15 protein-coding genes are annotated in these 12,309 nt (G+C 57.5%); 4 read left to right on the forward strand and 11 right to left on the reverse strand.

Annotated features, from left to right (window positions below):
• The first annotated feature begins 319 nt into the window (after positions 1-319).
• From LH365_RS16440 to LH365_RS16450, 3 genes are all read left to right on the forward strand, one after another.
• Positions 320-829, forward strand: coding sequence for a GNAT family N-acetyltransferase (locus tag LH365_RS16440; RefSeq protein WP_226745644.1), 510 nt, complete (start codon positions 320-322; stop codon positions 827-829).
• Between the two features lie 312 nt (positions 830-1,141).
• A complete protein-coding gene (locus LH365_RS16445) occupies positions 1,142-1,987 on the forward strand; it encodes a TrmB family transcriptional regulator (RefSeq protein WP_226745645.1) in 846 nt (281 codons plus the stop codon).
• A 4-nt stretch (positions 1,988-1,991) separates the two neighbouring features.
• The gene (locus LH365_RS16450; protein ID WP_226745646.1) at positions 1,992-3,248 is read left to right on the forward strand and encodes a pepsin/retropepsin-like aspartic protease family protein; all 1,257 of its coding nucleotides are present in this window, start codon (positions 1,992-1,994) and stop codon (positions 3,246-3,248) included.
• Between the two features lie 35 nt (positions 3,249-3,283).
• On the opposite strand, the gene LH365_RS16455 is transcribed toward LH365_RS16450, so the two are convergent.
• Entirely contained in the window at positions 3,284-4,618 is a 1,335-nt protein-coding gene (locus LH365_RS16455; protein WP_226745647.1) for an ATP-binding protein, read from the reverse strand.
• Positions 4,619-4,694: 76 nt separating this feature from the next.
• Positions 4,695-5,024, reverse strand: coding sequence for a hypothetical protein (locus tag LH365_RS18785; RefSeq protein WP_370639770.1), 330 nt, complete (start codon positions 5,022-5,024; stop codon positions 4,695-4,697).
• Between LH365_RS18785 and LH365_RS16465 the strand changes: the two genes are divergently transcribed.
• Positions 4,917-5,291: a hypothetical protein gene (locus LH365_RS16465; RefSeq protein WP_226746308.1), complete on the forward strand. Its 375-nt coding sequence runs from the start codon at positions 4,917-4,919 to the stop codon at positions 5,289-5,291. The genes LH365_RS18785 and LH365_RS16465 overlap by 108 nt on opposite strands.
• A gap of 103 nt (positions 5,292-5,394) precedes the next feature.
• On the opposite strand, the gene LH365_RS16470 is transcribed toward LH365_RS16465, so the two are convergent.
• The 9 genes from LH365_RS16470 to LH365_RS16510 form a co-directional block, all read right to left on the reverse strand.
• Complete coding sequence (locus LH365_RS16470) at positions 5,395-6,015, reverse strand: hypothetical protein (RefSeq protein ID WP_226745648.1); 621 nt, start codon at positions 6,013-6,015, stop codon at positions 5,395-5,397.
• A gap of 171 nt (positions 6,016-6,186) precedes the next feature.
• On the reverse strand, positions 6,187-6,903 hold the full coding sequence (locus LH365_RS16475) for an ABC transporter ATP-binding protein (RefSeq protein ID WP_226745649.1): 717 nt from the start codon (positions 6,901-6,903) through the stop codon (positions 6,187-6,189).
• Positions 6,900-8,051 carry an ABC transporter permease gene (locus LH365_RS16480; RefSeq protein ID WP_226745650.1) on the reverse strand — a complete coding sequence of 384 codons (1,152 nt, stop codon included), beginning with the start codon at positions 8,049-8,051 and terminating at the stop codon, positions 6,900-6,902. The genes LH365_RS16475 and LH365_RS16480 overlap by 4 nt, the downstream gene beginning before the upstream one ends.
• Entirely contained in the window at positions 8,048-9,154 is a 1,107-nt protein-coding gene (locus LH365_RS16485; RefSeq protein WP_226745651.1) for an efflux RND transporter periplasmic adaptor subunit, read from the reverse strand. The genes LH365_RS16480 and LH365_RS16485 overlap by 4 nt, the downstream gene beginning before the upstream one ends.
• Before the next feature lie 196 nt (positions 9,155-9,350).
• On the reverse strand, positions 9,351-9,818 hold the full coding sequence (locus LH365_RS16490) for a periplasmic heavy metal sensor (protein WP_226745652.1): 468 nt from the start codon (positions 9,816-9,818) through the stop codon (positions 9,351-9,353).
• Positions 9,815-10,261: a hypothetical protein gene (locus tag LH365_RS16495; protein ID WP_226745653.1), complete on the reverse strand. Its 447-nt coding sequence runs from the start codon at positions 10,259-10,261 to the stop codon at positions 9,815-9,817. Before LH365_RS16495 ends, LH365_RS16490 begins: the two co-directional genes overlap by 4 nt.
• Positions 10,258-10,470 carry a hypothetical protein gene (locus tag LH365_RS16500; RefSeq protein ID WP_226745654.1) on the reverse strand — a complete coding sequence of 71 codons (213 nt, stop codon included), beginning with the start codon at positions 10,468-10,470 and terminating at the stop codon, positions 10,258-10,260. The genes LH365_RS16495 and LH365_RS16500 overlap by 4 nt, the downstream gene beginning before the upstream one ends.
• 303 nt (positions 10,471-10,773) lie before the next feature.
• A complete protein-coding gene (locus LH365_RS16505; protein ID WP_226745655.1) occupies positions 10,774-11,058 on the reverse strand; it encodes a TOPRIM nucleotidyl transferase/hydrolase domain-containing protein in 285 nt (94 codons plus the stop codon).
• A 63-nt stretch (positions 11,059-11,121) separates the two neighbouring features.
• Complete coding sequence (locus LH365_RS16510; protein ID WP_226745656.1) at positions 11,122-12,204, reverse strand: alpha/beta hydrolase; 1,083 nt, start codon at positions 12,202-12,204, stop codon at positions 11,122-11,124.
• Positions 12,205-12,309: the final 105 nt, after the last annotated feature.

Consider the following 12,309-nt stretch of genomic DNA (forward strand, 5'->3'; position numbering starts at 1 on the left):
GCGCGCCGCCACTGTGGTTAGAGACGTAATCAATATACATATGTATATTTACACCAAATTTGCTTTGGATCATTTGTCTCCATCTCGATCAATGAGATGGTAGCAAAATGAACCTTTCCGATATTGACCCTCGAACGGCGCTGACCGTCTTCAAACCAGTGCTCGTGGCCGGCATCGTTTGGGCCGGCGATGTGACGGTCGAATCCGGACCCGACCTCCCCTTTCAGCACGGCTCCGACACGCTACACACTGCGGTCAGCTTATTCGCTTGCCTTGAGCCCAGGTTCCGGTGTGACCGCCTCAGCGCGAGCGAAACCCAATGAATGTGATAATCCGCCAGTGGCACGACGGCGACCGGTCTGAAGTCGCCAGGCTTTTTCGTGCTTATATCGGCGAAATCGCCGCAGACCTTTCCTACCAGTCGTTCGATGAAGAGGTCGCTTCGCTTCCAGGCTACTATATCCCTCCCTTTGGCGGGCTCTGGGTCGCCGACGCTGGTGATCGACTGCTGGGTTGCGGCGCGCTGCGCCCATTGGCAGAACCCGGAACGTGCGAACTGAAACGCTTGTACATCGCGCCTGAAATGCGCGGCCGGGGTATCGCTACCCGTTTCATCGAAGTCATCTCGCGGTCTGCCTGTATAGCTGGATATTCCGAGATGAAGCTTGAGTCCCTGCCGACCATGGTCGATGCGCAGCGGCTCTATCTGAAGCTCGGCTTCGAGTTCACGTCCCCCTACATGTATTCTCCCATCCCAGGGACTGTCTTTATGCGCCTGATGCTGGCACGGGAGGCCCGCGTCCTTGGCGTTGACGGCGTCGACAAATGAGGCGCCGCTCTGGTTATGACTCGCAGCGCCGCGGAGCGGGCACTTTCAGGCGCCTCGCTTATGAGTGCCGGCAAAGTCATGACCGAAGCTATCGGCTTCGCGCCCGCGACGCTGAGCCCAGTCGCGATCCCGCAGATTCTACACCGTATTTGCAAGCCAGATAATATTCTCCGACAGCCTCTGGTGAAGGCAAATGAAGGCCGAGAACGCCCGCGCACAGGGCTGTTGTCGCTGGAAACGTTCTGAGTCTGAGTTCAGCGAGGGAGACAAAAAACACTTGCGCCTTTATTAATGGTAGTAATAACTACTAATATGAATGAAGTTGACCAAAGTCTTACCGCCTTCGGTTTTACGGAGCTTGAATCGCGCCTTTACGCCGAGCTCTTAAAACGCTCGCCGGCGACCGGCTACAGGCTGTCGCGCGCTGTGGGCAAAGCGACAGCCAATACCTATCAGGCCCTTGAGTGTCTCGTGCGTAAAGGGGCCGTGATTGGCGATGATGCCGAGCCGCGGAGTTATCGTCCCGTACCGCCTTCTGAATTATTTGCTGTATTAAAGCGAACTTTCCTGAGCCAGTCGGAGGCGGCTGAAAAAGCGCTTTCAAGCCTGCACGCGCCCGCGCCGGAAGATCGGCTTTATCACCTTAAATCCCTGCCGCAGGCGCTTGAGCGGGCCTGTCAGATGATTGACAGCGCTCAGGAAACCTTGCTGTTTGATCTCTTTGCGCAGCCATTTGAGATGCTGCGCGAGGGATTAATTCGCGCGCATTCCCGTGGTGTTCTTGTGGGGGGGCTTGTCTATGCCCCCGATCCCGACGCCCCTTTTTCCACGCAACTTGCCCCGGGTGCGCCGTTTGTCACGGATCGCTGGCCCGGACGACAGTTAACGCTGATTGCCGACGCCCGCGAAGTGCTCGTGGCCCTCATCGGACACGACGCGGCCTCGATACGCACGGGCTTCTGGACGGATTCCGCCTATCTGTCCTGTCTTCACCATTCTGGGCTTGCTTCGGAAATGCGCCTTGCCGCTGCGCTAGGTAACACAGGGGATCCGCTCAAGCGTTTCGGCCTTCTAACCTCCATGCCCCCCGGACTGCGTGATCTAACGGGCACCTCTGATGCGCACGAACCGCCGCTTATATCCCTGCAGAAAGATTAAGATCGTGACCCTCGCAACCCGCCGTTTCTTTATGTCCACCCTGTCCATGTTGACACTTGCGGGGTCGTCCGCACTGGCTCGCTCAACAAATCATCCAGACATATTAGATGCCATTGCCTCACGCGATATCGACGCGTTGGAAGCGTGGCGGGGCGAGGGTGACGATAAACAACTGGCGGACGCGGTGGTTTTGGCACTCAGACATAAGGACGAACACGCCATAGCCAGACTGACGGCATTCGCGGCGTCAAATGCCCCGGTGAAGATGCGCGCAACGGCGTTAACGGAACTGGGAGCTATATATTTGCGTCAGAGCCAGTTTTCGCTCTCCCATAAGGCGTTTACCGCCGCCGGAGAGCTCGACCCTTCGCTCGCAAGTGAAGTCCAGACTCAGACCACCGCTTTTGTCGCCGCGCTTTCGCAGGCTCCGGCCATGTCCCTGGTGCAATCTGACCCGACGACCCTTCCTTTGACACGTGATCTCGCGGGGCTTGCGCGCATCGATGTGGCGTTTGACGCGAATAGCCTGTCGGCGGTGCTTGATAGTGGTGCGGCTTTTTCGACTATCACTCAAACAACCGCCCAGAAACTGGGGCTCACATTCCTTGAGTCCTCAGCGTCAGTAGGCAGTGTGAGTCGTGCGGCTATAACCACGCGGTTCGCTGTGGCCTCAAAACTGAGGATCGGCAAGGCCGTGCTAAAGGACGTCGTTTTTATTGTCTTGCCGGACGAACAACTGAGTTTCGCCGGTGGGAAGTATACAATCGATGTGATTATCGGTCTGCCCGTTATGCTGGACCTGGGCAAACTCACCTTCGCATCCGAGGGGGTATCGGAAACCTTCAGCTTCGACGCGAAAGGCAAAACGCCGGGAAAGCCAAATCTCATACTCTCCGGTGTGCAGCCACTTATGCAGGTGCGAACGGCTCAAGGGGGGCATCGGCTTCGAATGTTTGTCGACACAGGGGCGAGGCAAACCAGCCTGCATCGCACGGCTTTACTCGACTATCCCGACTTGGGGAAACAGGCTGAAACGAAAGCTGCGACCGTCGGCGGCGCTGGTGGCACAGCGGTTGACGCCGCCGCGATGGTATTGCCTCGGCTTCTTTTGGAAGCGGCGGGTAGGCAGATCAACTTACCAAACATCAGAGTTCTGTCCAAAGCTCAACCCGATCGCCATGGTGAGATCGGACAGGATTTCCTAAGACAGGCTAAGAGTTTTACGCTCGATTTCAACAGCATGATCCTGTCCATGGCTTAATTGTTCTTACGCGGACGGTTCGCGTCAGTGACAGTCTACGCCTCGGCGGTTTGCTGGCGCACCGGCATGACAAGGCGTGCTTCGAAGCCGTAATCCCGTTGTTCGAATTCCAGTCTTCCGAAATGTAGTTGTGCAATCTTATCGACCAGCGCCAGTCCAAGGCCCGTGCCGGGAACATCGACCTGAGCGTGGCTTTCTTGCCCGACAGTCCCTCCGCGAACGAATGGGCGACGCAGGCGCGCTGCTTCCTCTTTGGCCATGCCTGGCCCCTGATCACGCACAGCGAAGATAACCGACTCTTCCTCATGTCTGAGGGCGATCTCAACGGGCGTGACGCCGTATTTTAAGGCGTTCTCGATAAGGTTGATAAGGGCGCGGCTCAGGGCTTCGCGCCTGACGGCGAGGCGCGGGACAATGCCGGTAACGCTGAAATGCACGTCACAGTCTTCAAAATCGCGAATAATATCAAGGATAAGGGCTTGAGGATCAGTTGAGGTGAGGGGTTCGCTGTCATATCCGCGGGCAAAGCACATAAATTGCGACAAAATGGTCTGTATGCGATCTATCTGGCGTTCAGCGAGGGCGCCATAGGGGAGGCCGGACATTCCCGACATTTCAAAAGCCAGGCGCAGCCGCGACAAGGGCGTACGCAGATCGTGGCTAATTCCAGCCAGAAGGAGATTTCGATCGAGGTCCGCTTGTTCCCTCCGCAGAACCATTGCGTTGAAACTGCGCCCCAGCGCCGCAAGTTCGCTCGGTCCGTCTTCCGATATACGGACGGGTCCACTGGACTCGTGAACACTATCGGCCATCGACCTCAAACGATCGAGAGGGTTCATAATGACGGTGTGCATTACCAGGGTGGCCAAAACGGCAAGAAAAATAGCCAGCATGACCAATGCCAAAGCCACCCATCCGACGGGGTGGGCCGCACGGGGGGAGAGGCTCATCCATGTCGGCTTGCTGTCAAGCGACAGTTCCACCCACACTAAACTCTGGCGATTGTCGACGAGGAGCACTTTGATCCCGCGTTCTCGAAGGCTATTTACAAGAGCCATCATGAAACGTCGCTGCAAATGCTGCACAGCGGGTCTGGCGTCGGGCGGGGGTGACGACCTGAATTCAATTTCCGCCGAGGCACGGATGAGGCTTAAGAGTTTCGGACGCTGCGACTCTGGCGACGTCTGTAGCAAAAGCACCGTATTGGCCAGATTATCTCCGGCGATGCGGGCGAAGGTACGGGTCTGGGGCAAGACGATAAAGGCAAAAACCAGTGCCAGCGTAACGATCTGCCCCAGGAGTATAAGACCCAGCGTCCCAAAAAGCGTCTGACCCCACAGGCTGCTGAGCGGGTTGCGGAAAGTGGCCATAGCAGTGTGTCTCAGGCGCGGGACGAAGTGGGGAAGGCACCCCGCGGTAACGCAGGGTGCGCATGATAAAAGGCGGTCAATAGGCGTGCATGGGATGGCGGCCGTCGTAATACCCCTTGCGATAACCCGCCCGATAGCCGGGGCCGACAGGGGCGATGTAAACAGGCCTGTAAACGGGCCTGGGTGTGACGAATACAGGTTGGTAGACCACCCCAACCGGGCGCGCGGTATAGTAAACGACCGTATATCCCGGAGGCGGTGGAGGCGGCGGAACGTAGCCTTCCGTGTAAACGTAGTAGTGACCTCCAGAGCAGTTTACGCTTCCCGCTCCGGCCTCTGCGCCGAGAGCCGCCCCGGCGGCAGCGCCTACGGCGGCCCCGGCGGTTCTGTCCCCACGACCGGCCACTTCGCTACCGATTACGGCGCCGGCAACGGCTCCGACGACGGCGCCGCTGGTCTTGGCCTCGCTTTTCTTCTGGTAGCAATAACCATCATACACGACCTGAGCTTGGGCTCGGGCGCAAGCGGGCGCTGCGAGGAACAACAGACCGCTCGCCGTAAAGGCCAGGCCAAAATTTTGAAACAGATTTTGAGTGCGCATAATGTTCTCCTGACTGGTGCTTTGGCGGAATGCCAAAGTAATAACAGTATTCACTTAAGTAAAATGAACTGAATATGAATAAAAATGAACTATTTTGCGAATTATAAATTCAATATTGCAATGCATTAATAATAGAAAATATCTATTTAATGCTCAATATAAATTCCGCTTCAATTTAGAATCTGCGCCGCCAATTCACACTGATGCCGTGACCCTCCCATGTTGGATTTTGAGGGGGCTTGCCGCCATTTGAAATATGGCCAAAATGATTGGCGATTTCGATCGTTGAGGACGGGGTTACGTCGAAGCCCAGACCGCCTCCCCAACGCAGATAGCCATTGATGCCGCTGCCGCCTGAGGGAAACGGTTGGCTTGGCGACCAGTAAACCTGGTACATTGCATCCACAAAAAGGTGAGCACGGTCAATGTTAATCGCGTTATAGCGGAAGCCCAGACCGCCTGTGACGCCCGTAGTCGTGCTGTCCAGACCCTCGCCGTCCGGCGGATAATCGGTGCGAATGCCGTCCGTATGCATAAGGCCGCCGCGGAGTTGAAGTTCCAGCCCCGAACGGTACTGCCAGGATCGTGTTGCTTCGAGCGAGACCACGTCAATCGGCCGGTTCTCATGGCTGGGCGAATAGTAGTCGGCGCCAAAGGACCAGGCGTTTTCTTCAACTGAAAACTGCTCTTTGAGCCATTCGCCCTCTGCGGCAAAGGCCGGCTGACCGGCAAAACTCAGGAGGGAAACGCCGACTAATAGGCAGTGGCGCGCGACAGGGCATAAGGAAACAGGCACGGGAGGCTCCTTCAAGATTCAAACTCAAAGGGTGGTACGGGCCGGAACCCTCATTTCTGACGGTCACTTTTTGCGCGGGGCGACAAAAATCGGAGGCGAAACAGGAGACGGCTGACCGCTCATCTCCCGACCGCAGCGCGATCCGCAAACCCTGAGTACAGGCCCTCGTGCTTAAAGCGGGGTGCCGGCTCGGCGAGAGGCGGTTTCATTCGATATGCGTCCATCTGATAGTTCGATCACGCGGTCGAACAGATCAAGCGCTCTGGGATCGTGGGTAACGACAAGCACGCAGGCTCTTCGCTCACGGGTTATCCGCTTGAACAATTCCATGACCTGACGGCCCCTTACGCTGTCTAGGGCGGCTGTGGGCTCATCGGCTAAAATAAGAGATGGATCGTTGGCCAGGGCGCGGGCGACGGCAACGCGCTGCTGCTCACCTCCGGACAAGCGCACGGGGAGGCTGTCGATGCGATGGCCGAGGTCCAGGGCTCTCAAAAGATCCGCCGCGTAGTGCTGGGCCTCCCGGGTCGGCACCCGCGCGATCTCAAGGGCGATGGCCACATTTTCGACGGCTGTGAGGAAAGGGATAAGGTTGGGTTTCTGAAAAACAAACCCGATCCGATCACGTCTGTAATCGCGAAGCGTATCGAGTTGTGCACCCGGCCATGACACGCAGGCCTTGTCCATCCACGCCTCTCCACGACTCGGCGGCTCAAGAAGACCGCAGATCAACAGGAGCGTACTTTTCCCGGACCCGCTGGGCCCCGTTATACCGATCAGTTCCCCACGATGCGCTTCCAGACTGACACCATCCAGCGCTTTCACCACGCTATCCCCGCTTGGATAGTGGCGTTCCACATTGCGAACGTCGAGAATGACATCGCTCAAGACAAGACCTCCTGCGCGCGAATTTTCATCGCCTGGGCAATACCCACCCAGCTTGCCAGCGCACATATCAGAGCCAGAAACACAAACAGCGTCCCCAGATCGGCGGGCATCATCGCAACGCGCCTGGGGAAGAGGGGGAACAGAAGATTGGCGATGATGAGCGCCAGTCCAAAACCTGAAAGCCCTATCAGAGCCGCTTCCTGAGCGATCATGTTGATGATAACGCTGTCGCGCGCGCCAATCAGCTTCAGCAAGGCGATCTGGTTGCGTTTTTCCATCGTCAAGGTGTAGATGATCAGCGAAACGACGATCGCTGTGACGACCAGCAGAACCCCCGTGAAGGCCAGTATCTGGGTTCTCAGCCTCGCCAGCCGCTTATTGAGCAGAAGGTCACGTTGTTCGTTTTGTGTGATGACGTTGACGTCCCCCCAACGCATGGCGCTGGCGCGGACCGTTTCCAGCGACGCCCCCGGCGAAAGCGTTATAAGGACAGCCGCGATCTTGCTGTCCTGCGATACGGAGCCCTGCGTGGCGATAGTTCCGGTCTTTGCCCGTGCCAGCAAAACCTGTTCGCTCGTACGCGTCGATGCAATTGCGGTCGCGTCATTGATGGTGACGAACACCATGCCGTCGCCGGACGGGTCCACCATGCCACGCGTTGTTCCGACTATGGTAAAGTCATCCTTCCCCAGACGCACCTTCGCGCCGAGGCTCAGGCCGGTGGCCGCGTCGGCGATCGCTTCGAAATGGCCGCTTTGAATATACCGTCCGTTCGTCAAAGCGAACCACTCACCGCTGTCGGTGGGATAGTCAAGGCCGGTGATTGAGGCCCTCAACGACTTGCCCTCATGCGCAAACTGCTGACTGAACTGAACAAATCGCCGGACTTTTTCAACACCCGTAAGTCCGGCAGCCCGCTGGTCGATGTGTGACGCAATCGATGACGATTCGGCAAATGGACCGTCACGTTCGCCCTGAACGATCCATAAATCCGCCCCGACCTTATTGATCACCAGAAGGGCATCTTCAACGATGCCGCGATAGACGCCGATCATACCGATAGCCGCCATAAGCAGAAACCCGATCCCGGCGGCGGTCAGAAGGAAACGGGCAAGATTTTGTTTTACGTCCTTGTACGCGAGGTTCACGACTTGCGCCCCGTCTCAACGGGCATGAAGTCGTAAACGTCACGGGTTCCGCAGATGACGTGACTGGCGCTAAGGCCACCTCTAATCATGATCCGGTCGAGTGAACTGGGCCCCAGAGTCACGGGTTGCCAGTAGGCGCGTCTGGCGCGGACGGCCCAAACGCCGGCCGTTCCTTTCCGCCTGACGATACAGCCCAGTGGAACGGACATGGCGTTTGCCATTTGCCCTGTAACTATACTGACCGTTGCTCTCTGGTTCATAGCCCAGTTATCGGGCAAGTTTGCTGGAACAATATCCGCCGTAAACTCTCGGGTTTCCGGGTCAACGTCACGGCTAATGCGTAACACCTTGCCGGAAAAACTGGTTCCCGGAGAAAAACCGAAATAAATCTGTGCCTTGTCGCCGGGCTTAACGGCGCTGATGGCCGTTTCATCAAACCGGACGTTCAAGACGAGGGTTTGGGGGCTGACGATTTCAAAGACTTTGTCACTTGGCGTCAAAAGGTCGCCGGGGTTCAGATTGCGACTTGTTATAATGCCGTCAAAAGGTGCCCGTATTTCAGCCATGCCCAGTACGGCCTGGCTTGCCTGCGATTGCGCCGATGCGGTTTCCACCTGTGCAACGGCTTGCTGAACAGCCTGACGGCGGGCCGCAACCTCAGCCTCGGCACTGCGCAAGGAGGCCAGAGCCTGGTCATAATTCGCCTGAGAAACCCATCCTTGTTTAAATAACGCAGCCTGCCGGTTGAAATTCCCCTGATCATGGATCAGGCCCGCCTCGGCGCTTGCCAAAGCGGCGCGTGCCTGCATTTCACCGCTGCTGGCAGCATGGACAGCTGACGTGGAAGCCAGAGCCTGGGCCTGCAGATCCGCTTGCTCTACGGTGGCCAGGACTTGCCCGGCAACGACATGATCGTTCAGATCAACTCGGACCGACGTCAACCGGCCGGAAACTTTGGAACCCAGATCGGCTTTGGTCAGAGCATTCAGCGTGGCGGGTCCGCTCAGATAGGTTTGAAAGAGACCCGACTCCACGGCCGAAAGGGAAACGGAGCGAGGCACCATATAGCGCCAACTGACACACATCAGCATGGCGGCAAGCACGAGGCCGCCTCCGATCATCCATTTTCGAGCCGCTCTCTGGGGTCTGGATTTTGGCCGCTCAAGATTGAGAGACGGCGCGGCTGAGGGATGCGGAGTTTCGAGCATGGCACTTTGACAAGGAACGACGACCGGATGATCCGGCCGCAGGGATCCATGATACGCCCCCGCAGCGCCTATCTGACGGCGAAACCCGATCTTAGTTGGGATTTCCCGCATTATCGCCGGTACGAGGGCTGGTTTGTCTTGCAGGTGCGGCGCTTAAAAGCCCGCGGCGGCCCTGCGGGCTCATGTGTTCTACGCCTTCCAGCATCGCATCAACCATCAACCCCGTCATCTCCGAGCGGGCGGCCTTTGCCGTCGCGGCCTCACGGCGGAGCGCCGGAACATCAAGGTCCGGCTGAGCAACGATGGTGATCGCGCGGCGCAGAGATCTCCTGTAGTTTTGCCTCGCGTCTTCAATCTGGGTCTTTCGGCTCGCAAACGCGCGCTCCATAGCCAAGCGATCCTGCCCTTGCAGCGGCGCGAGCACGGCTTGTTCAATCTGCTCCGGGGTGGCGAACGGTGGCGGCATCTTATGCCGTATCCACAGGGTTGCGCCGCAGGCGATCAAAAAGACATTGAGACCAAGGGACAGACTGAGGATCAGGGTTTTATAGCGTTTCATGGTAAAACTCCCAGGCTGAGACCGAGATCCATGGGTTCAATCTCGAAGGCGGCGGCCAGTATCGACGTGTTTGCAACAGAACGCGACGTCTCTCCTAAAGGCAGGGCCAGGGCGAAAAGGACGCCAGCAATGGCTGCGGTCGGATACGCCACGGCGGGCCAGAGGGTTTGCCGGAGCGGGCAGGACCATGCGAAGCGCTTCGCGCTAACCTGATCAAGCGCGTCAAAAAGGGCCGCTTCCATCCTTATGGTCTGAGGCGCCGTCGGATGGCTGAAGCCCGCCACGCTGAACAAATCGTCAAGACCTTGCTCGGCGGCCAAGTATGCCTGCAACCCAGGGACCCGGTCCAGGCACAGTCTGGCGGGACCTTGCACAGCCTCAGGCCAGCGATCGATATTGCCACCAAACGCCTGAGCCATGTCGATGAATTCATCCTCGGTCATTTGAACTCCCATTCGCTATCCATCACTTTCGCTTTTAACGCCGTCCGGGCTCTGGCGAGCAACTGTTGGAATGCGACATCATTTGTTTCCATAATGTCTGCGGCCTCGCGGCTCGAAAAAACGTTGCGGGCAACGCGCAGAGCCTGGGGCATCGCGGATCGGGTTAATTGACGAAAGGCCTTTTCGTCACCTGACGCGGCAAGTTGCATCAGGCGCTCCTCTACCCCTAGATCTGGCGAAAAACTCATTGCGCCCGAGAGCCTTCCTTATTGGCAGAGTATCGTCTTGATACGATGCGATCGCGAGAAACTGACGCCTAAATATTGTCTGACTGTTGATTTCCGCTGAGAGTGACCGGCTCGATAGGCTAAGGGTTGCGGACGCACACTTGGACTGTCAAATCACATCCAAAACCTATTCCTTTCGCGCACAATATACGCATACGCTTCATCTTAACTGTTGGGGTGGCCTCAGCTGTGATCCACCGATCCATGGCATCCATGTCCTTGGCCTCAGCGAGCCGATCCGCCGCGACCGCCACCGAGGGGAACCGTGGCGACAAACGCCGTATCAACAAGCAGTTCCAGAGCGCGGGCGACTTCGGGAAGAACGATCCGTTCGGAATCGCCTTCAAAGAGCAGGATGAAGCGCGCGAAATGGAGATCGGGATAACCGTTCGCAGCGCGTGTGACCCCTAACAGCTTCGGAAGGGCGTGCAAAAGCGCGCTCTTGCCGGCCGCATTGGACGCGCCGATGAAGTCGTGGTCTCGATCCGTTTCCAAGCCGAATAGGGCCAAGAGAAGATATCTTGGCCCCGCACTTGGATTGATACATTCAGCGAGATTCGCAGGTGTCCTCGCTCAGACGAGTGTCTCAGTGAAGAACGCCGTCAGCTTGTCGAACGGAATAATGTCGAGCCGATCATAAAGATCGACGTGGCTGGCGCCCGGAATAATCAGCAGTTCCTTCGGTTCCGCCGCCGCCGCATACGCGGTTTCACTAAAGTAACGCGAATGCGCTTTCTCACCGTGGACGAGGAGCACCGGACGTGGCGATATCTCCTTAATGTATGAAAGCAGCGGCATATTCATAAAGGATAGGGGCGTGGTGATCGTCCAGGCATTCCCGGAATTTACGGCTCGCGCGTGATAACCTCGTCGCGTCATGTAGTAGTCATGGTAATCGACCATAAATTGCGGTTCGCCGCCCTTGAGCTTATTGTAGGCGGGTTGGAAGGCGGGCATCCCCGTTTCGGCGTCTGCCCAACGTTGGCGGCTTAGGTGTTCAAGCGTTTGCGTTCGCTGCTCCAGCGTCACACTATCGTTGTAACCTTTCGACATAACGCGCGTCATATCGTACATGGTGCTGGCCACCACGGCCTTGACGCGCTTGTCCACGGCGGCGGCATTGAGCGCCATGCCGCCCCATCCGCAGATGCCGATGACGCCGATCCGTTCGCGATCGACGGCGGGATGCAGCCCCAGGAAATCCACAGCAGCGCTGAAGTCCTCGGTATTGATATCCGGGGACGCCACATTGCGAGGCTCGCCGCTGCTCTCGCCCGTGAAGGACGGATCGAACGCAAGCGTCGCAAATCCGCGTTCGGCCATGGTCTGGGCGTACAGCCCGGAGGATTGCTCCTTTACCGCGCCAAACGGACCACTGACGGCAATCGCGGCCAGCTTATCAGTTCCACGAGTCTTGGGCAGATAGAGATCGCCGACAAGGGTGAGGCCATAACGAGTCTTGAACGTGACCTTCTGGTGATCGACCTGGTTACTGCGAGGGAAAACCTTATCCCAGTCTTGTGACATAGTTTGAGCCTTTGCGGTTGTAGCCATAATAGAAGTGGCCGCGGCGATGACGACGCCTGCTGCGGAAGCTTGCAGGAGGCGACGCCGGCTAGAAATTGCGGGGTTATCGTAACGGGTGTGTTCGGACATGTTTCCTCAGGTGAACGGGGTGCTTAGTGTGGGTTAAAGGGATGGGCGTCAGCGCGCTGCCCGCTTTGCGGCAATGCCGTCTATGACTGGAGCCTTGGTGTTGGA

The sequence above is a fragment of the Asticcacaulis sp. AND118 genome, from assembly GCF_020535245.1.
Taxonomy (GTDB): Bacteria; Pseudomonadota; Alphaproteobacteria; order Caulobacterales; family Caulobacteraceae; genus Asticcacaulis.